Source organism: Massilia sp. IC2-278, assembly GCF_020708045.1.
Lineage (GTDB): Bacteria > Pseudomonadota > Gammaproteobacteria > Burkholderiales > Burkholderiaceae_D > Telluria.
Window position 1 is genome coordinate 66,252 of the sequence record NZ_JAJFES010000015.1, and the last position, 24,587, is coordinate 90,838.

A 24,587-nucleotide genomic window follows, 5' to 3' on the forward strand; every position below is an offset into this window, starting at 1 on the left:
ACAGACTATACACATCTTGCCAAAAGCTGAACGAGCTAGTACTGTATATCCATCCAGTATTTTTGCATTACCCGTAATCATGTCTTCCTTACAAAACAATACTTCACCGGAAGAATTGCATCCTTCGCTATGGTTGGCCTCGCAGCTGGCCCGCGCGAATACGCGCTGCGTCGACACCGGGCACCCGGTGCTATCGAAGCAGTTGCCGGGCGGCGGCTGGCCCACCGGCACCCTGGTCGACTTGCTCCTGCAGCAGCCCGGCATCGGCGAAATGCGCCTGCTGCGCCCGGCCCTGGTCGCGGCTGCGTCGCGCCGCATCGTGCTGCTGCAGCCGCCGCACCCGCCGCAGGCGCTGGCCCTGGCCGCGCTCGGCCTGCCGCCCTCGCAACTGGTCTGGCTGCGCAGCACGCGCAGCAACGACGCGCTGTGGGCCGCCGAGCAGGTGCTGCGCAGCGGCAGTTGCGGCGCGCTGCTGTTCTGGGCCAACCACGTGCGCGGCGAAAGCCTGCGCCGCCTGCACCTGGCGGCGCAATGCGGCGAAACCCTGTTCTTCATGATGCGCCCGCTCGCCGCTGCGCAAGATTCCTCGCCGGCGCCATTGCGCCTGTCGCTGCGGCCCGCCGCCGGCGGGCTCGACGTCGGCTTCGTCAAACGCCGGGGGCCGCAGCGCGAAGCGCCGCTGTTCCTGCCACTCACCCCAACTTTGCTTCAACGACATGCGTTTGTGGATCGGCCTGCACCTGCACCAGTTACCGCTCGAGGTCTTCAGCCCGAACTGGTGCAATGACGCCGGCAGCGTCGTGCTCGAGCAGGAGCGCGTGCTGGCAGCTTCCCCGGTGGCACGCGCTGCCGGGGTAGCACCCGGCATGCGCCGCGGCGGAGTGCTGATGCTGATGCCGGAAGCGCGCCTGCATGTACGCTCGCCCGAGCGCGAGGCCGAGGCGCTGAACACGGCGGCGCTGGCGCTGCTGCAGTACACGCCGCTGGTGGCGGTGGCCGAGGAATCGACCCTGCTGATCGACATCGGCGCCAGCCTGCGCCTGTTCGGCGGCATCCGCGCGCTGTGCCGGCGCGTGCGCGCCAGTTTGCGTGCGCTCGGCTATTCCGGCGTGCTCAGCTGCGCACCCACCGCACGCGGCGCCTGGATGCTGGCGCGGCGCCGCGCCGGCCGCGCCATGCGCATCGAGTCGCTCACGCGCCGGTTGGATAACCTGCCGGCCAGCCTGCCGCCGCCGGCGCGTGCCTACGCCACCTGGTTCGAAGGCATCGGCTGCTTCAGCCTGGGCGCCATGCGGCGTTTGCCACGTCCGGGTTTGCAGCGGCGCTGCGGCCGCGCGCTGCTCGACATGCTCGACGCCGCCTACGGCATGGCGCCCGAATTGTTCGAGTGGGTCGAGGCGCCCACCAGTTTCCACGCGAAGATCGAACTCTTCGACCGCCTAGAAAATGCCGAGGAATGCTTGATGGGCGCCGAACGCCTGGTGCAGCAATTGACGGGATGGCTGTGCGCGCACCAGCTGGCCGTCGAGCGCATCACGCTGCTGCTGGAGCATGAACGGGGCCGGGTGGCGCGCCCACCCACGCCGGTCGAGATCGCGCTGGCCGAACCCACCTGGCACGACGAACACCTGGTGCGCCTGCTGCGCGAGCGCCTGGCCAAGCTGACCCTGGAAGCACCGGTGATTGCCCTGGTGCTCGACGCCAGCCAGGTGCAGCCGATGGCGCCGCCGAACGAGTCACTGTTTCCCGAGCCGGGCGGCAGCGAGGAAGACCGCCTGCGCATGTTCGAACTCCTGATCGCACGCCTGGGGCCAGACAATGTGCTGCAAGCGCTACCGCAGGCCGATTACCGGCCCGAGGTGGCCAACAGCTGGGTGCCGGTGCAGGAAAAGGTGCGCGAAACGGTGCGCTCGGCGCAGATGCCGCCGGACGTCGAAAGCCTGGCGCGGCCGACCTGGATCCTGGCCAAGCCGATTGCGCTCTTGATGCGCAATCACCGGCCGTTCTATGGATCGCCTCTGAAGATGGCGTCGGTGGCGGAACGGATCGAGGCGGGGTGGTGGAGCCAGACGCAGACGCGGGATTATTTTGTCGCGGAGGGGCAGGATCACACGCTGTACTGGGTGTACCGCGAGCGGATTGTCGGGTCAGGTGAGGATGAGGCGCCGAGGTGGTACTTGCATGGGTTGTTCGGCTGACCGGCAGCCCGGGCGGCGCCATGGCCTTGCCGTCGCAGCCGCGAGGCAGGACATGCTCAGCGCGCCGCCGGAAACGTCACGCGCGCACGCAGGCCGCGCATGCCGTCGGGCCTGTCCAGCAGCGCAATGGCGGCGCCGGCCTGGTGCGCGATCGAGGCCGTGATGGCCAGGCCAAGGCCGGAGCCGATCGCGCCGTTGCCGAGCACGCGGTAGAAGGGATCGAACACGCGCTCCCGTTCTTCTTCGGGAATGCCGATGCCCGTGTCGTCGATGTCGAGCACGACGCAGCCGCCGGCCTCGGTCACGCTGATGTCGATGCGCCCGCCTTCGGGCGTATACCGGATGGCGTTGTCGACCAGGTTTTTCACGAGGATGGCGATATCCACGGCGTACCCGGCGACAGTCGGGTCGGCATCGCCCACCACGCCCAGGTCGATCGCCCTGGCTTCGGCCAGCGGCACCAAGTCCTCGAGGCATTCCTGGATGGTCTTTTTCAAGGGCACCTGCGCCAGCCGGCCATTGCCCGACTCCTGGGTGCGCGCCAGCGTCAGCAATTGGTCGAGCAGGATACGGGTGCGCGCCAGGCCCGCCGACAGGGCGCCCAGCCGTTCCCGCGCTTCGCCCTGCATGTCGCTGGCCGCCAGCCGTTCCGCCTGCAGCGACAGGGCGGTCATGGGCGAGCGCAGCTCGTGCGCGGCGTCGGCGATGAAGCGCCGCTGCAGCGACAGCGCGCGCACCGTGCGGCCGATCAGCTTGTTGATCTCGGCCACGAAAGGCCAGACCTCCGACGGCAGTGCGGCCCGGTCGAGTTCCCCGAGGTCGTGTTCCGGACGTTCGCGCAATTGCGCGGCAAGCTTTTGCAGCGGCTGGAACATGGTGCGCACCAGCAGCGTCACCATCAGCACCAGCAGCGGCCCGAGGAACAAAACCGGCGTCACCGCGCGCAGGGCGTTGGCGCGCGCCGCCGCGTCGCGCACGGCGGTCTGCTGCGCCACCGCCACGCGCACGCCCCTGGCGTTGGTGCGGATGAAGACGCGCCAGGTCTCGCTGCCGCTGGTCACGGTCTGCAGGCCGTCGGGCAGGGCAGGCGAAAAATGCGGCGGCCGTTCCGGTTTCGGCACGGGCACGCCGGGTGCGTCGATGAAGCGCACGACCAGGCGCGCATCGAAGTCGACGTCGCCGACCCGTTCGCGCGCCATCGGCGAGGTCGGTACGGCATCGAGCCTGCTGATCAGGTAGCCGACCTGGCGCAGTTGCGTGTCCTGGTCATGGTGGGCATCGCTGGTGGCGTCGACGTACGAATACAGGCCGGCCACGGCGGCGCCGAGCAGGATCGCCGTCGAGATCCACAGCGACAGCCTGAAACGCAGCGATGCCGCTACCGGCCCTTCGCGACCATCCATCCGACGCCCCGTACATTCTTGATGATCTCGCTGCCCAGTTTCTTGCGCAGCGAGTGGATCAGGAATTCGATCGCATTGCTCTCGACTTCCTCGTCCCAGCCGTAGACGCGGTGCTCCAGCTCCGCACGCGACAGGATGGCACCCGGGCGCACCAGCAGCGCCTGCAGCAGGGGAAATTCGCGCGCGGTCAGGCGCACCGCCGCCGTCGCGGTGCGCGCCTCGTGGGTTGCAGGGTCGAGGGCGACGATGCCGTTCCCGAGCACTGGACTGGCGCTGCCCTCCTTGCGGCGGGTCAGGGCGCGCATGCGCGCCAGCAGCTCGCTCATCGCGAACGGCTTGACCAGGTAGTCGTCGGCCCCGCCATCGAGGCCGGCCACGCGGTCTTTGGTAGCCTCGCGCGCCGTCAGCACCAGCACCGGCACGTCGTTGCGCGCCTGGCGCAATGAGCGCAGCACGGCCATGCCGTCGATGCGGGGCAGGTTCAGGTCGAGCAGGACCAGTCCGTACTCCAGGGTACGCAGCGCCGTCAGCGCGGCCTCGCCGTCGATCACCCAGTCGGCCGCATAGCTGGCGTCGCGCAGCGCATGCTGGACCACGCTGCCGATCATCGGGTCGTCCTCCACCAGCAGCACCCTCATCGGCCGGCTCCCCGGGGCGGCGGGCAACCGCATGCCGTGCGCCCTGCCGGGGCCAGGCCCGTCGTCGCTACTTTCATGTCTTGCTTTCTCCTGTGTTACGCCGCCAAGCTTACCAGCGGGCGGCACGGGGCCGCGTTCGCTGGCGCCTGCCCGGCCGGACTTCGTGCGAGCGCGTCATGTTAGGAGGAAACACTTAGCGAAGCCTTAGCGTACTTGATGATCCAGCAGGATGCTGGGCACCGCGCCGGCGCACCGGATGATCCTGCTCATCGCTAAGTGTTTGCTAATTCTCGGCCATTACGATGGCCGGATTCGTATGCTCCGCTGTCCGATCGAGGGCGGCGGAGGCTTTGCCTGCCTCTTTCGAAGATGAAAATACTGGTCCTCGTTTTCCTGTCCCTGGCATTCCTGCTGGGTTCCGCATCGTCCGTGCACGCCAACGGCAACCATGCCTCCGCCACGGCGCAGGCAAAAACAAAAGCGAAGGCAAAGACAAAAGCAAAAGCAAGAACAAAGGCAAGAGCAAGAACAAAAGCAAAAACCAGGGCAAGAGCCGCGAAGCGGGTGCGTCACCCGAAGGCGGCCACGGTCAACCGTGCCAACGCCCAGCTGGCGGCCCTGCGCTCGAGCGCCGTCCTGGTGCTCGATCCGAAGACGCAGCGGGTCCTGTACCAGAAGAACGCACACGCGGTCATGCCGATCGCGTCGCTGACCAAGCTGATGACGGCCCTGGTCGTGCTGGAAGCCAAGCAGGACATGAAGGAAATGCTGACCGTCACCCAGGCCGACGTCGACCGCCTCAAGTATTCCTCGTCGCGCCTGCGCGTGGGCACCCGCCTGTCGCGCTCGTCCATGTTGCACCTTGCCCTGATGAGTTCGGAAAACCGCGCCGCCTCTGCGCTCGGGCGCAACTACCCTGGCGGGACCGGGAAATTTGTCGAGGCGATGAATGCCAAGGCCAGGGCGCTGGGCATGCGCAGCACCCGCTACGTGGAACCGACCGGGCTGTCGAGCGCCAACGTATCGAGCCCGGAGGACCTGGCCAGGCTGGTGGTCGCCGTCGAGAAGAACCCATTGATCCGGCGCTACTCGACCGACCGCCACTTCACGATCCGGCAGGCGCGCGAGCAGACCGTCTACCGCAACTCGAACCGGCTCACCGCAAGCCGCAGCTGGAAGATCCGCCTGCAAAAGACGGGGTATATCTCCGAGGCCGGCCGCTGCATGGTGCTGCATGCGGTGGTCAAGGGCAGGGCGACGGTGATGGTCTTCCTGAATTCCCAAGGAAAATTATCGCGTGCGGCCGATGCCAACCGGGTGCGTGCCTGGCTGACCACCTTCAATCCCTGGCGGCGCTGACGCGGCGCTTTACAGCCTGCCGATCTGCCGGTCGATCGCCTTCTGCGCCCGCTCGTTGCGCTCGCTGTAGCGGTCCGTCAGGTAGTCCGTGCGGCCGCGCAGCAGCAGCGTCATCTTGAACAGCTCTTCCATCACGTCCACCACGCGGTCGTAATAGGCCGAGGGCCGCATGCGCCCGGCCTCGTCGAATTCCTTGTAGGCCATCGGCACCGAGGACTGGTTCGGGATCGTGAACATGCGCATCCAGCGACCCAGCAGGCGCAGGGTGTTCACCACGTTGAACGACTGCGAGCCACCGCACACCTGCATCACCGCCAGCGTGCGTCCCTGGCTCGGGCGGATCGCGCCCATTTCCAGCGGAATCCAGTCGATCTGGTTCTTCATCACCGCCGTCACCGCGCCATGCCGCTCCGGGCTGCACCAGACCTGGCCTTCCGACCACAGGCACAGTTCGCGCAGCTCGGCCACTTTCGGGTGCGTTTCCGGCACGCTGCCCGCCATCGGCAATTCCATTGGGTCGAAGATCCTTGCCTCGGCCCCGAAGTGCGTCAAAATGCGCGCCGCCTCCTCGGTCAGGAAGCGGCTGAACGAGCGTTCGCGCAGCGAGCCGTACAGCAGCAGGATGCGCGGCGGGTGGTTCATGTCGCCCACGGGCGCCAGCTTGTCCAGCGTCGGCAGGTCCAGCAGTGCGGGCCGGATGTTCGGGAGGTCGGCAAGCTTGTCCATGTGTTCCTTTCGTTCAGCCCAGGCGCAGCGCCAGCGCGGCCAGGGTCAGGAGGAGAATCGGCAGCGTCAGCACGATGCCGACGCGGAAGTAATAGCCCCAGGAGATGCGGATGTCCTTGCTGGCCAGTACATGCAGCCAGAGCAGGGTGGCCAGGCTGCCGATCGGCGTCAGCTTCGGGCCCAGGTCGGCGCCGATGACGTTGGCGTAGACCATGGCTTCGCGCACCACGCCTTGGGCCGATGTGGCGTCGATCGCCAGCGCACCCACCAGCACGGTCGGCATGTTGTTCATGACCGAGGACAGGACGGCCACGATGAAGCCGGTACCGAGCGCCGCGCCCCATACGCCATGTTCGGCGCAGCGCTCGAACAGGGCGGTGAGCCAGGCGGTCAGCCCGGCGTTGCGCAGGCCGTAAACCACCAGGTACATCCCCAGCGAGAACACCACCACCTGCCAGGGCGCGCCGCGCAGCACTGCCCAGGTCGAGATGCGGTGCCCGCGCGCCGCCACCGCCAGCAGGACCGCGGCGCCGCCCGCCGCCACGGCGCTGATCGGGACGCCGGCTTCGTCGAGCCAGAAAAAACCGATCAACAGCAGCGCCAGGACCCACCAGCCGGCGACGAAGGTGGCGCGGTCGTGGATGGCCTGATCAGGGCGTTTCAGCTGGGCCAGGTCGTAGTCGGCCGGGATGTCCTTGCCGAAGAACCAGAGCAGCGCTGCCAGGGTCGCGGCCACCGATACCAAGTTGACCGGCGCCATCACCGCGGCATAGCGCGCGAAGCCAATGCCGAAGTAGTCGGCCGAGACGATGTTCACCAGGTTCGACACGACCAGCGGCAGGCTGGCGGTGTCGGCGATGAACCCGGCGGCCATCACGAAAGCCAGCGTCGCCCGTGGCGTGAAGCGCAGCGCGGCCAGCATGGCGATGACGATGGGCGTGAGGATCAGTGCGGCGCCGTCGTTGGCGAACAGCGCGGCGACCGCGGCGCCGAGCAGCACCAGCATCGTGAACAGGCGCCGGCCATTGCCGCCGCCCCAGCGCGCCACGTGCAGCGCCGCCCACTCGAAGAAGCCGGCCTTGTCGAGCAGCAGGCTGATGACGATCACGGCGACAAAGGCGCCGGTCGCGTTCCAGACGATGTGCCAGACCACGGGGATGTCGGCGGCCTGGACGACGCCGCTGAGCAGGGCGGCGAGGGCGCCCGCGCTGGCGCTCCAGCCAATGCCCAGCCCGCGCGGCTGCCAGATGACGAGGACGAGCGTCACCAGGAAGATGAGGGAGGCAATCAGCACGGCAGGCTCTCAAGCATGCGGGTCATGGCGCGACGCCGCCGATGCGGTCGAGCGCGGCTTTGAATCTGGTGCGGTCCTGCGCCAGTTCGTCCAGCGGGAGGGCAAGGAAAGCTTCGATGCGCGCGCGCAGGATTGCATAGGCCTGCTCGAAGGCGGCAGCGATGTCCTCCTCGCTGCCGACGACATGGCTTGGGTCTTCCACGCCCCAGTGCGTGCGCAGGACCGGACCGAGGTAGGCCGGGCATGCTTCGCCCGCGGCGCCGGCGCAGACGGTGACCACGATGTCGGGCGTGGCCGGCAGCGCGTCCCAAGATTTGCTGTAGTAGCCGTCGGTGGCGATTCCCTTGCCGGCGAGTAGGGCCAGCGCCCGTTCGTTCAGCTTGCCGGTGGGTTGGCTGCCGGCGCTGATGGCGTGCCAGCCGGCTGGGGCGAGATGGTTGAAGACGGCTTCGCCAATCAGCGAACGGCAAGAGTTGCCGGTGCAAAGAAAGAGGATGTTCATCGGTACTTCCGAAAAATTCAGGTATCGCAGGCACCGGCGCCTGGTGCACAGGCGGGCCTGCTGCCTGGCGTGCAGGGATCGCCGCCGCAGCAGTTTTCGGTGAGGAAGCCGAGCAGGGCGTTCATCGTATCGAACTGCGCGGCATAGATGATGAAGCGGCCCTCCTGGCGCGGCACGACGAGCCCGGCGTGGGTCAGTTCCTTCAGGTGGAAGGAAAGCGAGGAAGCCGGCAGCGCCAGCGCCTGGGCGATCCTGCTTGCAGCCAGGCCGGCCGGCCCGGCCTGCACCAGCAGGCGGAAGGCGGCCAGGCGCGATTCCTGCGCCAGGGCGGCCAGCGCCGCCATGGCATCCGCATTGTCCATCTCTGCTCCATTTTTCAGTTTGACATTTCCAGTATAGTCGAAATTTCGTGCAGGGCAAGCCGGAGCGTGCCTTGCGCGCCTCGCCGATCCCGTGCAGAGTAGTGCCTTCATCGCAACAGAAGGACACCATGCTCACTGAACGTGTCGATTTCCAGGGGCCGCACGGCAAGCTCTCGGCCAAGCTGGACATGCCCAACGGCGCCCCGCGCGCTTACGGCGTTTTCGCCCACTGCTTCACCTGCAGCAAGGATGTGCTGGCGGCGAACCGCATCTGCCACGGCCTGGCCGAGCGCGGCGTGGCGATGCTGCGCTTCGATTTCGCCGGCCTGGGCGCTAGCGCGGGCAACTTTGCCGACACCAATTTTTCCTCGAACGTGGACGACCTGATCGCGGCCGCCGACTTCCTGCGCACGCGCTTCGAGGCGCCGCGATTACTCGTGGGGCACAGCATGGGCGGCACGGCGGTACTGGCGGCGGCGCAGCGCATTCCAGAATCGAAGGCCGCGGTGACGATCGCGTCGCCGAGCGATCCGCATTACGTGGTCGACAAGCTGCTGTCCGAGCACCTGGATACGCTGGCCCGGCTGGGCGAGGCGCGGGTCAAGCTGGCGGGGCGCGATTTCCAGATTCGCCAGCAGTTCGTGGAGGATGCGACGCAGCACCAATTGACGGATCGGATTGCAGGGCTGGGGCGGGCGCTGATGGTGATGCATGCGCCGCAGGACGATACGGTTGATATCGCGAATGGGCAGCGGATTTTCGAACTAGCGGCGTTTCCGAAGAGCTTCGTGTCGCTCGACGGGATGGATCATCTGGTGACGGGAAGGGAAGATGCGGCGCAGGTGGCCAGGATGATTGCGGCGTGGAGTGCGCGATATATCGATGGCGTGTAGCCGGTCTTAGCTTTTACCCAAGGTTGCGCTCGTGCAAAAATGAAATGATATGCTCAAGCGATGGCTTGGAATTTATATCCATGGAAAACGACTAAATGCGCGTTTGCTTTTATATATTTCTTGCTAGTTTGATGACTGGTCTTTCAATGCCCTGTATGGCGAAAGACGACAATGACGATTCCAATGTGACCCGGGTGCTGCTGCAAGATCTGGTCGCGCGACCAGCACGGTATGAGGGGAAACGCATTGAGGTTATCGGGATCTATATATTCTCTTTACCAAGAAGCTTTATCGTTTCAAGAGCAGAGGATTATGTTTCATTTGATGGTTCGGACTTAAATAATCAAAAGGTTGCTTTGGAGATTGGCAAATATCGTGCCAAAATCGGAGATGATGCTCGTATGGCAGAGTCCAAATATGGATATTTGGCCGACGGCGTCGTCGTTAAAGTAAGAGGCAAGTTTTTTAATCAACAATCACACGGTATGTGGGTTGCATTAGTAATTGATGATATTCAAGAGTTTGTAGCCTGCAATGATAGTGAAGTGCGTTGTTGACTTGGGAATTAATATAATTGTGGGATTCGGAAAGTCAAGTTGAATGAAAGCTTTGAGAGCAGACGAGCAGAGGCTTGTCCGACATTCGAACATGCCTCAACTATAGTTGTTTTTTTTGATAAAGAAGATATTACTCGCAGGTCGCCAGGATAATGGCGGCGTGGGGTGCGCGCCATATCAATGCGGCGTGACGGATCGACATGCTAATCGTACGGTGGGCACCCCGTGCCCACGCGAAAGCCAGCGTAAGTTAGCCTCGTTTGAGCGCGAATAGCTGATGCGCCGCGGAGTCTCATCAGGAAGCACCGCGACATGAAAACGGAGCCGGTATAACACGGCCAACATGGCGCCAGCTTCCGCGTGGGCACGGCGTGCCCACCGTACGGTTGACGCCAGTGGCTAATGCTTACTCGTCGAAGTCTTCGGCGAGGTTCTTCCAGCCGCGCGCCTTGGCAAACGCCGTGAATTCTTCCGGCGCCTCGAGCACGATCAGCTTGCGCTCCTGCAGCCCCGGATCGCTGTGTCCGAAGTCAGGCCCCTTGTACCCGAGCGCACGCAGGCGGTCGATGATGTTCTTAACCAGCACGCGGTCCTTGTACAAGCCGCTGTCGAGCGGTTTGGCAAAGTCCACGTACACGTCGATGATCCCGTAACCCTCGTCGAAAATGCGGATCGCCTTGACGTCGTGGGTACGGCCGGTGCTGTCCGCGGCCTGGAAAGGCCCGGACAACTCGATGTCTGAAGAGTCGGTAGTCATGCCCGAAGCATACCACCGACCCGGGATTACTTCAGCGCCTTGTAGATCGCGTCCAGGCGGTCCGGCGTGCCCGGGATGCGTTCCAGGCGCGGGTAGCGCAGGCCGTCGTGGTAGTCGAGCGAGATGGTGCGCAGGTTGTTGCCCTTGCGGACCAGCAGCTCGATCGGCGCTTTCGTGCCCTTGGCCGCCTTTACCGCCGCCTTCAGCACCTCCGCCTTGTAGGCCCGGTTGTTCACCGCCACGACCGTCGTGTTGCCGGCCAGGCCGGCGCGGAAGCCCACGCCATCCCAGATCACGTTGCTCACGCCGCCATCGGCGCGCACCGAGAAGCCCAACGAATAGCTGAAGTCGGCCGACTTGCTGCGTTCTTCGCTCGCCTTGATGGCGTCGGTCGGGGTGTCGGTGTAGACCAGCTTCCAGCCGGCGCGCTGCAAGCCGTCGAGCGGGGCGCCCGGGCCGTGGCCTTCGACGCGGGTGCGCAGGAAGGGCGCCCAGTCGAATTTCTGCACCTTGTCGAGCGCGGCGACCACGTCTTCGAAGGTGTAGAAGGCCGGCAGCATGCTGCCGTTGTTGATGCCGTAGAAGGCGCGTGCGAAGTCGTCGAGCGAGCGCTTGTCGCCGGACAGTTCGCGGATCTTGGTGTCGACGTCGAGCCAGATCAGCGCGCCTTCCGAGTAGTAGTCTTCGCTGCGCTGCCAGTTACTCCAGGCGAGCGCGCGGCGGCCGGCGATGATCGGGTCGTTCACCGTGTCCTGCATGGCGCGCCAGGCGCGGCCCTGGGTGTTGTCGTAGCGGGCGGCGGTGGCGGCCAGCGTGTTGCGTGCGGCTTCCTTCGAGACCAGGCCCGAGCGCGCGGCGAGGATGCCGCCCCAGTACTGGGTCTGGCCTTCGTACACCCACAGCAGGCTGTTCTGCAGCGGCGTGTTGAAGTTCGGGACGTCCTGGCCGGCCGGGCGGCGGAACTTGCCGTTCCACGAGTGGGTGTACTCGTGCGGCAGCAAATCGCGGCCTGCTTCGCTGCGCGCCCAGTCGGTGAAGTAGCCCGGCTTCACGCCGTTCTCGCTCGACTGGTGGTGCTCGCGGCCGACGCCGCCGAATTCGTCCGACAGGGCCAGCAGGAAGTCGTAGTGCTGGTAATGGTGCGAGCCGAACAGCTTGAGCGATTGCTGGACCATCGCGCGGTGGGCGGCGATCTGTTCCGGCTTGGCTTCCAGGCTCTCGGCGTTGTCGGCAACCACGTTCAGCGACACGCGCACCTTGGCGCCCGGGTCGAGGTCGAACTGCTTGAAGTGGCGGCCGGCGAACAGTGGCGAATCGATCAGGGTTTCCAGGTCGTGCGGCTGGAACTGGACTTCGTCGCCCTGGCGCGTTGCCGTCTCCAGCGCGGTGCCGTACTGCCAGCCTGCCGGGAGCGTGAGCGACGGCTGCACCGTGATGCGGCGCGCCACGTAGCCGGCGGGGTAGAGCGTCACCGATGGCCACTGCAGGCCGATGATGTCGTCGGTCATGACGATGCGGCCCTGGCCCGGGTCGAGCGGCGACAGGAACTGGTATTCGACGTCCAGCGTCGTGGCGCCTTCCGGCACGGTGACGTGGAAGGCGAAGACTTCGACCGGGTCGCGCGCCCATTCGACGGCTTTGCCGTTGGCGCTGAACTTCAGGCCGGCCAGCTGGGTCAGCGGACCGCTCGGGCCGTGGTTCGCCGGCAGCCATTGCGGGTACAGGAAAGTCATCGGGCCCGGTTTCACCGGCACCGTCATGCGCATGCGGAAGATCTGCTGCGACAGGTTGGTCGCATCGACCTTCAGGACGATGGTGCCGGGGTAGGGCTGGTCGACTGGGGCCGGCACGGCGGCTTGGGCCGGGAAGGCCAGTGCGAGCGCGAGGGCGAGGGCGGACGCCGATTTGGCGGCAAGGGAAAACGGGCTGTGAGCGGTCATCTTGTGATGTGTGCGGGTGACAAAACCGGACGAGTGTAGCACGCACCCTGTGCCGGAAAGCATTGAAATACTCCGAAACATCATTGCAAATAAAATTTGCAAAATAGCTTAAAAATCCGTATTTCGTATCCCTTGAAAATCGATTGGGATGGCATTAGATTGGTCCCAACGGATGCTCACGATGAGGTCCGTCAACTTATCGCTTAACTTAACGAGGATATTTAATCATGCGTACTTTCGACCTGACTCCCCTGTACCGTTCCGCCATTGGTTTCGACCGCCTGGCCAGCCTGCTCGAGCAACGCGCCGAGTCGCAGCCGAGCTACCCGCCGTACAACATCGAACTGGTCTCGGAAGACCAGTACCGTATCGTGATGGCCCTGGCTGGTTTCAACCGTAACGAAGTGGAAATCGTCACCGAGCGCGATTCGCTGCACGTGACCGGCCGCAAGCAGAAGGACGAGACCCAGCGTACCTACCTGCACCGTGGCATCGCCGCCCGCGACTTCGAACAGCGCTTCCAGCTGGCGAACCACGTGAAGGTCACCACCGCTTCGTTCGACAACGGCATGCTCACCATCGAACTGGTGCGCGAAGTGCCCGAGGCACTCAAGCCACGCAAGATCGCGATCGGCGATGCGGCAGGCACCATCGACAACGTTCAGCAAATCGAACAGCGTCAGGCAGCCTAAGGGCGTAGAGCAGTAACGAAAGAGGGTGCCCGTTGGGCGCCCTTTTTTACGTCCGGAAGCGGACAGGTTTGTCCGTCGCCGCGGCGGCCCGGCCTTCTCATACATAACGCTGAGTTTTAAGCATGTTCTAAGACAGATCGGCGAAACTAATCACCGTGCGATAACCCGTTATCGGCAACCCTTTCATCCAGGAGTACGTCCATGCAAAACGAAGGTGCAGTCACTGCCATCACCGCAAAACGTCTCACGCTGGCGCTCTGCGCGGCGGGCGTTATTGGCGGGGCGGTCGGTGCGATTGCAGTCAACCACAACAACGCCACCGCCCAGGCCCCGGCAACCGTTGCAGCGGCCCCGGCGCCCGCTCCGGTGCAGGCGCCGCCCGCCGTGGCAGGCGCCCCCGCGTCCACGGTCTCCCTGCCGGACTTCACCACCATCGCCAAGCAGAACGGCAAGGCTGTCGTGAACATCCGCGTCATGGGCACCACCAAGACCAGCTCGCGCGGCATGCCGCAAATGAACCCGGGCGACCCGTTCTATGAATTCTTCCGTCAGTTCCAGGACCCGCGCGGCGGTTCCCAACGCGACGCTCCCGTTTTCGGCGCCGGATCGGGCTTCATCGTAAGCCCGGACGGCGTCATCCTGACAAATGCCCACGTGGTGCAGGGCGCCAGCGAGGTGACGGTCAAGCTGGCCGACCGCCGCGAGTTCCGCGCCAAGGTGCTGGGCTCCGACCCGCGCACCGACGTGGCCGTGCTGAAGATCGACGCCAAGGGCCTGCCGACCGTCCCGCTGGGGAACGCGCGTGCGCTGCAGACCGGCGAATGGGTGCTGGCCATCGGCTCGCCGTTCGGCCTGGAGTCGACCGTCACCGCCGGCGTGGTCAGCGCCACCGGCCGCAGCCTGGGCAACGACAGCCAGGTGCAGTTCATCCAGACCGACGTTGCCGTCAACCCCGGCAACTCGGGCGGCCCGCTGCTCAATACCCGCGGCGAAGTCGTCGGCATCAACTCGCAGATCTATAGCCAGACCGGCGGCTACCAGGGCCTGTCGTTCGCGATCCCGATCGACGTCGCGGCGCGCATCAAGGACCAGATCGTCGCCACCGGCAAGGTGCAGCATGCCAAGCTGGGCGTGTCGATCCAGGAGGTGGACCAGAGCTTCGCCGATTCCTTCAACCTGGCTTCGCCTGAAGGTGCGCTGGTGGCCAATGTCGAACGCGGCAGCGCCGCCGAAAAGGCCGGCCTGAAGTCCGGCGACGTGGTGCGCAAGGTGAACGGCCAGACGATCATCGCTTCGGCCGACCTGCCGGGCACGCTGGCGGTGGCCAAGCCGGGCGACAAGGTCGCGCTCGACGTCTGGCGCGACGGCAAGATCGTGCGCCTGAACGCGACGCTGGCGAATGCCGACGACAAGGCCGCGCCCGACGAGCGCGAAGAAGTGGCGGCAGCCGACAAGGGCGCCAAGCTGGGCCTGGCGCTGCGTCCGCTGGAGCCGATCGAACGGCGCCAGAGCGGCATCGCCTCCGGCCTGGTGATCGAAGACGCGCGCGGCGCGGCCGCGATTGCCGGCGTGGCGCCGGGCGACGTGCTGCTGTCGGTGAACGGCAAGCCGGTCAACAGCGTCGACCAGGTGCGCGACGTGGTCGGCAAGTCCAGCAAGTCGGTAGCCTTGCTGATCCAGCGCGGAAATGAAAGAATCTTCATTCCGGTGCGGATTGGCTAAGACGCCGTCTTGGCGCAGCCGGATCACACACAAGAGGTAAGGCGATGCGGCTGTTGTTAGTTGAAGACGATACGATGATTGGTGAAGTGGTGCTCGACCTGCTGCGGGCCGAGCACTACGCCGTCGATTGGGTGAAAGACGGCGAAATGGCCGACACGGCCCTGGTGCAGAACCAGAACTACGACCTGGTCCTGCTCGACCTGGGCCTGCCGCGCAAGGACGGCCTCGATGTCCTGCGCTCCATGCGCACCCGCAAGGACCGTACTCCGGTGCTGGTCGCCACCGCGCGCGACTCGGTTGCCCAGCGCATCGCCGGGCTCGATGCCGGCGCCGACGACTATGTCCTGAAACCCTACGACCTCGACGAACTGCTGGCGCGCATCCGCGCCTTGCTGCGCCGCGCCGCCGGCCGCGCCGAGCCCATCTTCGAATACAAGAACATCTCGATCAACCCCGCCACCCGCGAAACCCTGGTCGACGGCGAGCCGGTGTCGCTGTCGGCGCGCGAATGGGCCGTGCTGGAAGCCCTGGTGGCGCGCCCCGGCGCCGTGCTCTCGCGCGCCCAGCTCGAGGAAAAGCTCTACAGCTGGCGCGATGAAGTCAGCAGCAACGCGGTCGAGGTCTATATCCACGGCCTGCGCAAGAAGTTGGGGAGCGACTTGATCCAGAACGTGCGCGGCGTCGGCTACATGGTACCGAAGGCATGAGAATGACCCACTCGCTGCGCGGGCGCCTGTTATGGTTCCTGCTGGCGGCCATCACGCTGGCGGCGCTGGCGCAAGCCTCGATCGCCTACAACACGGCGCTCTCGGACGCCGACCAGATCTTCGACTACCACATGCAGCAGATGGCGCTGTCGCTGCGATCGAGCACGCCGCTGTCGAACACCGAGGCGCGCGAAAAGCTGGAGGAAGCCCCAGGCAACGATGACCTGGTGGTGCAGATGTGGTCGCCGGACGGCGTGCAGGTGTTCCACAGCGTCTCGCGCGCGCGCCTGCCGCAGCGCGCGGTGCTCGGCTTCTCCAACGTCAAGGCCAACGGCACCACCTACCGCGTGTTCTCGATCCAGACTTCCGGCCAGACCGTGCAGGTGGCGCAGGACCTGGCCGTGCGCCGCAACATGGCCGGCAACCTGGCCCTGCGCACGCTCGGGCCCACGGCCGTCATGATGCCGATCCTGATGCTGGTGGTGTGGTGGGTGGTGAGCGGCTCGCTGCAGCCGGTGGCGCGCGTGCGCAAGCAGGTGGCGGCGCGCCAGGCCGACGACCTGTCTCCGGTATCGGAAGCCGGCCTGCCGGACGAGGTGCGTCCGCTGGTGCATGAATTGAACCTGCTGTTCGGGCGCGTGAAAACGGCCTTCGACGCCCAGCAGCATTTCGTGGCCGACGCCGCCCACGAGCTGCGCACGCCGCTCGCCGCCCTGCGCCTGCAGGCGCAAAGCCTGGACCGCGCCGACAACCCGGAAGCGCGCAAGACGGCCGTGGCGCGCCTGACCGCCGGCATCGACCGCGCCACGCGCCTGGTCGAGCAGCTGCTGGTGCTGGCGCGCCAGGAAGCCTCGGCGGCGAACGGCGCGGCCACCAAATCGGTCGACCTGGCCGAACTGGCCCGGCGCACGGTGGGCGACCTGGCCGGCCTGGCCCAGGCCAAGAACATCGACCTCGGCCTGCAGCATGCCGACGAAGCCAGCGTCGCCGGCCAGCCCGACGCCCTGCACATCCTGCTGCGCAACCTGGTCGAGAACGCGGTGAAGTACACCCCAAGCGGCGGCACCGTCGACATCGCGCTGCGGCTGGAAGGTGGCGCCGCCGTGGTCAGCGTCGAAGACAGCGGGCCGGGCATCCCGCCGGAAGAACGCGAGCGCGTGTTCGACCGCTTCTACCGGGTGGCCGGCAGCGAGGCCGCCGGCAGCGGGCTGGGGCTGGCGATCATCAAGGCGATTGCCGAGCGCCATGGGGCGAGCTTGAAGCTCGACAAGTCGGAACGGCTGGGTGGGCTGGCGGCAGTCGTGCGCTTCCCGATGGGGAAGGCCTGAACTACGAACGCAGGTTCATCGGCAGGTCGCGCGACGGAAACTGATGGCGCCGCTCGGCCGGCCGCGTGAGCACGCGCCGCGCCACCTCGAACGGCACGCCCATCTTCGCCAGCTCGCGCGCAGGCGAGGGTTGGCTCTCATCCGCCGGGGTGTTGACGATGGTGTGGATGAGGAGGGCGGTCTTGTAGTCGGTGCGGCGGTCCATGTCCCATCCTACCATGCGCATCGCACGCACTGTGCATACGGCAGAGCACATTGTGGGCCACGCAAGTCACACTTGTCATTACGTTTCGTTACACTCCTTACATCAATCGTGTGACGTGCTTCCGCAGAAAGATGTAATCTAAATTACAACTTTTGATTTGGAGCTCATCATGAAAAAAATCACCATCCCCGCTCTGATGCTGGCCGTCGCCATGGTCGCCACCGGCTGCAAGAAAGCCGACGACAATCCGAACATGGGCCCTGCCCAGGAAGCCGGCGCCGCCATCGATAACGCCGGCGCCAACACCGCCGCCGCTGCCCGCGAAGGCGCCGAGCGCGTCGACGCCGCCACCGACCGCGCCGCCGCCAACATGGAAAACGCCGCCGAGCGTGCTGGCGAGAACATCGACCAGGCCACCGACCGTGCCGGCGAAAAGATGCGTGAAGCCGGCGCCGAAGTGCGCCAGGAATCGCGCGAAGCCGGCCAGAACATCAAGGAAGGCGCAAGCGATGCCACCGCTGCCACCGGCCGTGCCGTCGAACGCGCTGGCGAAAAAATCCAGGACGCATCGAAGTAATACGCTGACTGGCGAAGCCATGCTTCGCCTGGCAAGCGCCTGACCGGTGCTTGACACACCCGGCCCCGCCATAACCGGGGCTGTGTCGCTTTGCAGCCCCGGCTTCGGCGCGGGGCCTGCTTTCGCGCGGGCTTGCCGCGTCGTCGCCACCGTACGGCGCCGCCATGCGCCACCGACAAGAACGCCTGCCTCATGCTGCAAGCCATCCAGGATCTGCTTCGCCCGCCACCGGGCATGGAATTCGACTTCAGCCAGCCGGCCGGCGAGCCGGCCCTGGCGCCAATGGATGGCGTCACCTGGCGCGTGTTCGCGAACCCGGTTTCCCTGTTCGTGGGCGGCGTGACGGCCGTCTTGCTGGAGCTGGCCGAACCCTCGGTGCGCTCGGGCGTGTGGGACCATAGCAGTTTCCAGCGCGACCCCGGCATGCGCCTGCGCCGTACCGGCTACGCGGCGATGATGACGGTGTATGGCCCTCGTTCGGCCGCAGAACAATTGATCGCACGCGTGGTGCGCATGCATGGCCACGTGCGCGGCAGCACGCCCGATGGGCTGGCCTACCACGCGAACGATCCGCGCCTGCTCGACTGGGTGCAGGCAACCGCCGTGTTCGGCTTCACCGAAGCCTATCACCGTTATGCACGGCCCTTGTCGGCGCAGGAAAAGGATATGGCTTTCATCGAGTCGGCGGCCTCGGCACGGCTATACGGCGCCACCGGCCTGCCGCGTGCATGGGCCGAATGGGAAGCGCTGCTGGCCGCTACCGCGCTGGAAGGGTCCGCCACCCTGGCCGCGTTTCTGGAAATCATGCGCACGGCAGCGATCCTGCCTGCACCCATGCGTCCGCTGCAGCGCCTGCTGGTGCGCGCCGCCGTGGACATCACCCCGGAACCGGTGCGTTCGCTGCCGCAATTGCACGGCCACGGCCTGCGCTTTGGCGAAGCAGCCCTGGTGCGCACCCTGGCCCGTTCGGCCGCCTTGCTGCCGCTGGGTGATATGCCGCCGGCACAGGCAGCCCGCCGGTTGAAAAGCCGGGGCTAGGTCTGAATTGAACAGCCGGGGTCAGGTCTGACAAACGGACACAAACTCGACTGTAGGCGCGGATTCCTGCAGGCGCAATCTCCCTTCCCCGACCGGCCATCGAGCCTTAAAGCCGAGCCCGTGTCCGAATGTCAGACCTGACCCCCGCTGTTCAGTTGCCGGCGTCGACGGCCTGCAAGGCCTGTTTTGCCATCGCCAGCACGCCCTCGTAGGACTTGGCGGCGGCGATGAAGCGGCCGTTGTGGCAGAAGGTGGCGTCGGGTACGCCAGTCACCGCCGCCAGGTCGGCATCGCGCAATCCTGCCCAGAGCGCGGGCAGATCGGCACGGGCTTCGAAACTTTCCGTGCTGACCGAGACCGTGTGCAGCATGTAGCGCTGTTCGCCGATGCTGTGGCTGATCACGAACAGCACCTTCGGCATTTCCTTGCGCACGATGCTGGACCAGGGCAGGGCGCTGTTGCGCAAATACAGCAGGCGTCCGTTTTCGAGCGTCTCGGCGTCGCGCACCTGTTCTACGGCCAGCAACGCGCCGACGCGGTATTTCACGGAATTGACCATGATGTCGGTCAGCAGCGCCATGGCGCGGCGGAATTCCTGCAGGCGGTAGGCTTCGGTCGGCGCGCCGTAGCCGATGCGCTCTTCGTCGAGCCAGTTCGGGTTGAAGCCGGAAACGATGGCCGACAGGCCATAGCCGCCCGGCGCGTTCTTGGCGGCGCCGACGTCCGACAAATCCAGGTATTGCACGATGTCGGCGTCGATGGCGTAGGCCATCTCCTGGGCCGTGCTGTCCTTTAATTCGCGGCCGATGTGCTGCAGGGCGAGGGCGGCGACGCAGCGCGCGCCGTATTCGCGCCAGACCAGGCCGGCGCTGGCATAGGGCACGCCGGTGGGGCGGGCGCCGTCGAAACCTTTCTGGTGATGGTCGAAGCGGCCGCTGGCCGGGTCCCAGATGCCGCCGACGTCGACGGCGAAGTCGGCCGCCTCGATGACGGCGCCGTCGCGCGTACGTACCAGCTCGGCGTCGGGAAACAAAATCTGCAGGACGGCGCAAGCCCATGCATCATCCGCATGGAACTTGCCGTTGTGGGTCACGATGACCATGGAAACTCCAGTTCAATTCTTTTAGGCGAATGCGGATGATACCGGCTTCGGGAAAGCACGGCGAACATCCGGAGGCCGTGCACAAAAGAATTGGCGTTCTCTCAGCCATACGGTATCTTCTTCCACTTGAAGATCGGGCAACATTTCGATCGTCAACGATAACCGCCGTGTATCCAAAACCGAAGAGGATGATGTAGATGAACGAGTTGGTCAGCACTATCAATGGCATTGTCTGGAGCCCGGCCCTGGTCGTGCTCTGCCTGGCCGTGGGCCTGTATTTTTCGCTGCGCTCACGCTTCCTGCAAGTGCGCCACGTGCGCGAGATGACGCGCCTGATGTTCGAAGGTAAAAGCTCGGAGCAGGGCGTCTCGTCGTTCCAGGCGTTGACCATGACCCTGGCCGGCCGCGTCGGCACCGGCAACATCGCCGGCGTCGCCACCGCCATCACCTTCGGCGGCCCCGGCGCCGTGTTCTGGATGTGGGCCGTGGCCTTCCTCGGCGCCAGTTCCGCCTTTGTCGAGTCCACGCTCGGCCAGGTCTACAAGGAGCAGATCGCCAACCAGTACCGCGGCGGCCCGGCCTTCTACATCGAGAAGGGCCTGGGCATGAAGTGGTATGCGCTGACCTTTGCCTTCGCCACCATCCTCGCCACCGGCCTGCTGCTGCCGGGCGTGCAGGCCAACTCCATCGCCGAAGGCCTGCAGACCGCGGTCGGCATCGACCGCAATGTCACCGCGGCGCTGCTGGCGATCGCGCTCGGCTTCATCATCTTCGGCGGCGTGAAACGGATCGCCACCTTTGCCGAGATCATCGTGCCCTTCATGGCGCTCGGCTACATCATCGTCGCCTGCGTCATCATCTTCCTGAACATCGGTCAGCTGCCCGGCGTGCTGAAGCTGATCTTCAGCTCGGCCTTCGGCCTGGACGCGGGCTTCGGCGCCATCATCGGCATGGCCATCCAGTGGGGCGTGAAGCGCGGCGTGTACTCGAACGAGGCCGGCCAGGGCACCGGTCCGCACGCATCGTCGGCGGCGGAAGTGAGCCACCCGGCCAAGCAGGGCCTGGTGCAGGGCTTCTCGGTGTATGTCGACACCCTGTTCGTGTGCTCGGCCACCGCCTTCATGCTGCTCATTACCGGCCAGTACAACGTCGAAGGCCCGAACGGCGTGGCGATGTACACCGGCGTGCACGGCGTGGCCAGCGGTCCGGGCTACGTGCAGACCGCGCTGGAGAACGTGATGCCGGGCTTCGGCGCGATCTTTGTCGCGGTGGCGCTGCTGTTCTTCGCGTTCACCACCATCGTCGCCTATTACTACATCGCCGAAACGAACATCGCCTACATCGACCGCCATGCGCGCCATCCGTGGATGAAGTTCGTGCTGAAGGTGGCGATCATCGCCGCCACCGTCTACGGCACCGTCAAGACCGCCGACCTGGCCTGGGCGCTGGGCGACATCGGCGTCGGCCTGATGGCCTGGCTGAACCTGGTGGCCATCGTCCTGCTGCGCAACGTCGCCTTCAAGTGCCTGCGCGACTACGAGGCGCAGAAGAAGCTGGGCAAGGACCCGCAGTTCGATCCGCTGGCGCTGGGCATCGCGAATGCGCATTACTGGGAGCAGCGCGTGGCCGACGGCAAGCGTAGCAATGCGAAGGATGTGCACCTGGCCGATTGATCCGGCCGGTGCGAGCAGCAAGGACGGCAGCTTCGGCTGCCGTTATCGTTTCGGGTCGCCCATGCGCCGGGCCTTGCCGATGCCGGCCAGGATTGCTGCCAGTTGCGCGGTGTCGGCCGGCTTCACCAGGTGGTGGTCGAAGCCGGCGGCCAGGGCCTTGCGGCGGTCGCTGTCGTGGCCGTAGCCGGTCACCGCCACCAGCACCGTGTCGCCCGTCTCGGGCTGCGCGCGCAGGCGCCCGGCCAGTTCATAGCCGTCGATGTCGGGCAGGCCGATGTCGAGGATGCACACGTGAGGGCGTTCGCCTTGCGCGCGCGCCAGTGCGGCCAGCGAGCCGTGTTCGACCGCCACCTGGTGGCCGTAGGTCTCCAGCACCATGGCCAGCATGGCCGCCGCATCGGCATTGTCGTCGACCACCAGCACGCGCAGGGCCGGGCTACCCGGCGCCGAGGCGGCATCGTTGATGGCGGCGGGGTCGGGCGCGGCGCCGGCATGCAGGCGCGGCAGGCAGACGCTGAAGCAGCTGCCCTGGCCCGGCCCCGGGCTGGTGCAGGTGACGCTGCCGCCGTGCAGTTCGACCAGGCTTTTCACCAGCGCCAGGCCCAGGCCCAGGCCGCCGGCCGAGCGGTCCGAGCTGCGCTCGGCCTGGGCGAACAGCTCGAAGGCGCGCGCCGCCAGTTCCGGCGTCATGCCGATGCCGTTGTCGGCCACCGCGATCAGCACGTGGTCGGCGCGCACTTCCGAGGTGAGGGCGATGCGGCCGCCTTCGTCGGTGTACTTGGCGGCGTTGTTCAGGATATTCGCCAGCACCTGCACCAGGCGCTTCTTGTCGCCCAGGACGATCGTGGTGTCCGGCGGGATGTGCGACTGCAGGTGGTGGCCGCGCGCCTGCATCAGCGGCGCCACCTGCTCGACGGCGTCGGTGACCACGTGCCGGATGTCGAGCGGCGCCATATCGAGTTCGACCAGGCCGCGCGTGACGCGCGAAACGTCGAGCAGGTCGTTGATCAGGTGGGTCATGTGGTCGACCTGGCGCCCGATGATCTGGCTGGTGTGGCGCACGCGCGCCTCATCGAGCCTGCCCATGCGCAGCAGGTGGGCCGCCGCGCCGATCGGCGCCAGCGGGTTGCGCAGCTCGTGCGCCAGCATGGCAAGGAACTCGTCCTTGCGGCGGTCGGCTTCGCGCAGCCTGGCCTCGGCCGCCTTGCGTTCGCTGATGTCGCGGTAGAACACGGCCAGCCGCCCCTCGGGCAGCGGGTAGGCGCGAATCTCGAGCCAGGCCGTGGCGCCGCTGTCGAGCAGGTAGCTGTACTCCAGGGTCTCGGGCGTCTGCCGTGCGCGCACGCGCCGGTACAGCGCCTCGATTGGCCCGCCCACCAGGTGCGGCAGCACGCTCCACATGTCGCGCCCGACCAGCTCGGCGTGCTCGCGCCGCGCCAGGCGCGCGCCGAGCTCGTTGACCTGCAGGATCGTCCAGTCGCTGTCGAGCAGGCCGATGCCCTCGGCCATGTTGTCGAAGATCTGCTGGCTGCGGTCGCGTTCGGCGCGCAGCGCGGCCTGGGCGCGCGCGCTTTCCAGCGCAAACCAGGTGCGGTCGACCATGTCCTCGGCCATGGCGATGTGCTCGGCGCTCCAGTGATGCGGCTGGTCGTGGTGCACGCTCAGCACGGCGTGCAGGCGGCCGTTCTTCATCAGCGGAATGCCAAGGGCCGCGCCCATGCCGGCGGCGCGGTAGGCCGCGGCATGCGGGGCCGTGGCGGCGTCGCGCGTGACGTCGTCGAGCACCAGCTTGCGGCCGGCGCGCAGCAGATCGACCGCGGCCACGCCGAAGTCGTCGAGGCGCAGGCGCACGCCGCGCATCGAGGCCATGCTGCCGTCGGTCCAGTCGGGCAGCATCTGGATCCAGGCGCCAGCGGCGTCGGTCTCGCCGTACACCACGCGCTTGCCGCCGAGCTGCTTGCCAAGCAGTTCGCTGGCGGCGGCGGTCACTTCCTCGGGGTCGGTCAGGGGCCGGATGCGGTCGGCCAGGGCCAGCTGGAAGGCGTGGCGCCGGCCCGCCGTTTCCAGCGTCTCGAACAGCGAGCGGTAGCGCTCCTCGCCCGCGGCGAGCGCCACCCTGGCCAGCTTGGTTTCGTGGACGTCGGTCGAGGTGCCGAACCAGCGCTCGATGACACCGCCGGCATTCCAGTAGGGTTCTGCGCGCACCAGGAACCAGCGGTAGCTGCCGTTCTTCGAGCGGATGCGGTGCTCGGCCTGGAAGGCGCTGCCCGTTGCATAGGCTTTGTCCCATGCGGCCATGGTGGCGGCGCCGTCCTCGGGGTGGATGAAGGCGTTGGCCACTTCGGCCGGCGTGGCGGCGTCGACCGGCACCCCGGTATAGTCTTCCCACACCCGGTTGAAGTAGATGGCCTGGCCCGAGGCGGTGACGATCCAGACGATCTGCGGGATCGATTCAGCCAGCTGGCGGAAACTGCGTTCGCTCTCGCGCAGCGCCTGCTCGGTCGCTACCTGGGCCGTCACGTCGCGGAAATAAAAGGTGAGGCCATTCGCGGCGGGCGAAATCCGCACCTCGTACCACTTGCCGTGGTCGGGATAGAAGGCCGTGACGTCGGTGACGGTCTTTTCGCGGATCGCCCTGACGTAGGCTTCCTCGAACGCCGTGCCGGCCAGGCCGGGATAGGCGTCGCCCATGGCTTTGCCGAGGATCTGCTCGCGGCGCACGTCGAGGATGTGTTCGGCCTGGCGGTTCACATAGGCGATTTCGCCTTGCCGGTTGACCGAAAAATAACCGTCGGAGATGCTTTCCAGGATGGCGACCGCCTCGTCAGCCAGTTGCTGCGAGTCGGTGCTGCTGATGGCGGAGCGGGGTTCCGGCGATTCGGTCATGCCCGATTATAAATCGACGCGCGCCGGC

At 66.2% G+C, this 24,587-nt stretch carries 23 protein-coding genes; 12 read left to right on the top strand and 11 right to left on the bottom strand.

Annotated features, from left to right (window positions below):
• Positions 1 to 79: 79 nt before the first annotated feature.
• Both imuA and LK540_RS21040 read left to right on the top strand, forming a co-directional pair.
• Positions 80 to 787: a translesion DNA synthesis-associated protein ImuA gene (gene imuA / locus LK540_RS21035; RefSeq protein ID WP_229439279.1), complete on the top strand. Its 708-nt coding sequence runs from the start codon at positions 80 to 82 to the stop codon at positions 785 to 787.
• Entirely contained in the window at positions 717 to 2,198 is a 1,482-nt protein-coding gene (locus LK540_RS21040; RefSeq protein ID WP_229439280.1) for a DNA polymerase Y family protein, read from the top strand. Before imuA ends, LK540_RS21040 begins: the two co-directional genes overlap by 71 nt.
• Before the next feature lie 56 nt (positions 2,199 to 2,254).
• Here LK540_RS21040 and LK540_RS21045 read toward each other — a convergent pair whose 3' ends face one another.
• Both LK540_RS21045 and LK540_RS21050 read right to left on the bottom strand, forming a co-directional pair.
• Positions 2,255 to 3,601, bottom strand: coding sequence for an ATP-binding protein (locus LK540_RS21045; RefSeq protein WP_229439281.1), 1,347 nt, complete (start codon positions 3,599 to 3,601; stop codon positions 2,255 to 2,257).
• Complete coding sequence (locus tag LK540_RS21050; protein WP_229439282.1) at positions 3,577 to 4,239, bottom strand: response regulator transcription factor; 663 nt, start codon at positions 4,237 to 4,239, stop codon at positions 3,577 to 3,579. Before LK540_RS21050 ends, LK540_RS21045 begins: the two co-directional genes overlap by 25 nt.
• A 564-nt stretch (positions 4,240 to 4,803) precedes the next feature.
• On the opposite strand from LK540_RS21050, the gene LK540_RS21055 reads away from it, so the two are divergent.
• Positions 4,804 to 5,598, top strand: coding sequence for a serine hydrolase (locus LK540_RS21055; protein ID WP_374041380.1), 795 nt, complete (start codon positions 4,804 to 4,806; stop codon positions 5,596 to 5,598).
• A 9-nt stretch (positions 5,599 to 5,607) separates the two neighbouring features.
• Here LK540_RS21055 and arsH read toward each other — a convergent pair whose 3' ends face one another.
• Genes arsH through LK540_RS21075 form a run of 4 tightly spaced genes read right to left on the bottom strand, consistent with a single transcriptional unit; the run spans position 5,608 to position 8,482 of the window.
• On the bottom strand, positions 5,608 to 6,324 hold the full coding sequence (gene arsH, locus LK540_RS21060; protein ID WP_229439284.1) for an arsenical resistance protein ArsH: 717 nt from the start codon (positions 6,322 to 6,324) through the stop codon (positions 5,608 to 5,610).
• 13 nt (positions 6,325 to 6,337) lie between these two features.
• Positions 6,338 to 7,618, bottom strand: coding sequence for an arsenic transporter (locus tag LK540_RS21065; RefSeq protein ID WP_229439285.1), 1,281 nt, complete (start codon positions 7,616 to 7,618; stop codon positions 6,338 to 6,340).
• Between the two features lie 22 nt (positions 7,619 to 7,640).
• Positions 7,641 to 8,120: an arsenate reductase ArsC gene (locus LK540_RS21070; protein WP_229439286.1), complete on the bottom strand. Its 480-nt coding sequence runs from the start codon at positions 8,118 to 8,120 to the stop codon at positions 7,641 to 7,643.
• 17 nt (positions 8,121 to 8,137) lie between these two features.
• Positions 8,138 to 8,482: a helix-turn-helix transcriptional regulator gene (locus tag LK540_RS21075; RefSeq protein ID WP_229439287.1), complete on the bottom strand. Its 345-nt coding sequence runs from the start codon at positions 8,480 to 8,482 to the stop codon at positions 8,138 to 8,140.
• 47 nt (positions 8,483 to 8,529) lie between these two features.
• Between LK540_RS21075 and LK540_RS21080 the strand changes: the two genes are divergently transcribed.
• Both LK540_RS21080 and LK540_RS21085 read left to right on the top strand, forming a co-directional pair.
• Positions 8,530 to 9,375, top strand: coding sequence for an alpha/beta hydrolase family protein (locus LK540_RS21080; protein WP_374041381.1), 846 nt, complete (start codon positions 8,530 to 8,532; stop codon positions 9,373 to 9,375).
• A gap of 155 nt (positions 9,376 to 9,530) precedes the next feature.
• A complete protein-coding gene (locus tag LK540_RS21085) occupies positions 9,531 to 9,932 on the top strand; it encodes a hypothetical protein (protein ID WP_229439288.1) in 402 nt (133 codons plus the stop codon).
• Positions 9,933 to 10,338: 406 nt separating this feature from the next.
• On the opposite strand, the gene LK540_RS21090 is transcribed toward LK540_RS21085, so the two are convergent.
• Together LK540_RS21090 and LK540_RS21095 are read right to left on the bottom strand one after the other, a co-directional pair.
• Entirely contained in the window at positions 10,339 to 10,689 is a 351-nt protein-coding gene (locus LK540_RS21090) for a hypothetical protein (RefSeq protein WP_229439289.1), read from the bottom strand.
• A 26-nt stretch (positions 10,690 to 10,715) separates the two neighbouring features.
• Positions 10,716 to 12,629 carry a M61 family metallopeptidase gene (locus tag LK540_RS21095; RefSeq protein WP_229439290.1) on the bottom strand — a complete coding sequence of 638 codons (1,914 nt, stop codon included), beginning with the start codon at positions 12,627 to 12,629 and terminating at the stop codon, positions 10,716 to 10,718.
• Between the two features lie 227 nt (positions 12,630 to 12,856).
• On the opposite strand from LK540_RS21095, the gene LK540_RS21100 reads away from it, so the two are divergent.
• From LK540_RS21100 to LK540_RS21115, 4 genes are all read left to right on the top strand, one after another.
• A complete protein-coding gene (locus LK540_RS21100; protein ID WP_229439291.1) occupies positions 12,857 to 13,321 on the top strand; it encodes an Hsp20 family protein in 465 nt (154 codons plus the stop codon).
• 201 nt (positions 13,322 to 13,522) lie between these two features.
• Positions 13,523 to 15,043, top strand: coding sequence for a Do family serine endopeptidase (locus tag LK540_RS21105; protein WP_229439292.1), 1,521 nt, complete (start codon positions 13,523 to 13,525; stop codon positions 15,041 to 15,043).
• A gap of 44 nt (positions 15,044 to 15,087) precedes the next feature.
• Entirely contained in the window at positions 15,088 to 15,750 is a 663-nt protein-coding gene (locus tag LK540_RS21110) for a response regulator transcription factor (protein WP_229439293.1), read from the top strand.
• Complete coding sequence (locus LK540_RS21115) at positions 15,747 to 17,078, top strand: ATP-binding protein (RefSeq protein ID WP_229439294.1); 1,332 nt, start codon at positions 15,747 to 15,749, stop codon at positions 17,076 to 17,078. Before LK540_RS21110 ends, LK540_RS21115 begins: the two co-directional genes overlap by 4 nt.
• Before the next feature lies 1 nt (position 17,079).
• Here LK540_RS21115 and LK540_RS21120 read toward each other — a convergent pair whose 3' ends face one another.
• On the bottom strand, positions 17,080 to 17,304 hold the full coding sequence (locus LK540_RS21120; protein ID WP_229439295.1) for a hypothetical protein: 225 nt from the start codon (positions 17,302 to 17,304) through the stop codon (positions 17,080 to 17,082).
• A gap of 148 nt (positions 17,305 to 17,452) precedes the next feature.
• Between LK540_RS21120 and LK540_RS21125 the strand changes: the two genes are divergently transcribed.
• Both LK540_RS21125 and LK540_RS21130 read left to right on the top strand, forming a co-directional pair.
• Complete coding sequence (locus LK540_RS21125) at positions 17,453 to 17,860, top strand: hypothetical protein (RefSeq protein WP_229439296.1); 408 nt, start codon at positions 17,453 to 17,455, stop codon at positions 17,858 to 17,860.
• A 192-nt stretch (positions 17,861 to 18,052) separates the two neighbouring features.
• Complete coding sequence (locus LK540_RS21130) at positions 18,053 to 18,898, top strand: oxygenase MpaB family protein (RefSeq protein WP_229439297.1); 846 nt, start codon at positions 18,053 to 18,055, stop codon at positions 18,896 to 18,898.
• 151 nt (positions 18,899 to 19,049) lie between these two features.
• Here the strand turns inward: LK540_RS21130 and LK540_RS21135 are convergent, their stop codons facing one another.
• Positions 19,050 to 20,000, bottom strand: a complete 951-nt coding sequence (locus LK540_RS21135) for an MYG1 family protein (RefSeq protein ID WP_229439298.1) — start codon at positions 19,998 to 20,000, stop codon at positions 19,050 to 19,052.
• A gap of 197 nt (positions 20,001 to 20,197) precedes the next feature.
• On the opposite strand from LK540_RS21135, the gene LK540_RS21140 reads away from it, so the two are divergent.
• Positions 20,198 to 21,673 carry a sodium:alanine symporter family protein gene (locus LK540_RS21140; protein ID WP_229439299.1) on the top strand — a complete coding sequence of 492 codons (1,476 nt, stop codon included), beginning with the start codon at positions 20,198 to 20,200 and terminating at the stop codon, positions 21,671 to 21,673.
• A 42-nt stretch (positions 21,674 to 21,715) separates the two neighbouring features.
• Here the strand turns inward: LK540_RS21140 and LK540_RS21145 are convergent, their stop codons facing one another.
• Positions 21,716 to 24,559 carry a PAS domain-containing protein gene (locus LK540_RS21145; protein ID WP_229439300.1) on the bottom strand — a complete coding sequence of 948 codons (2,844 nt, stop codon included), beginning with the start codon at positions 24,557 to 24,559 and terminating at the stop codon, positions 21,716 to 21,718.
• Positions 24,560 to 24,587: the final 28 nt, after the last annotated feature.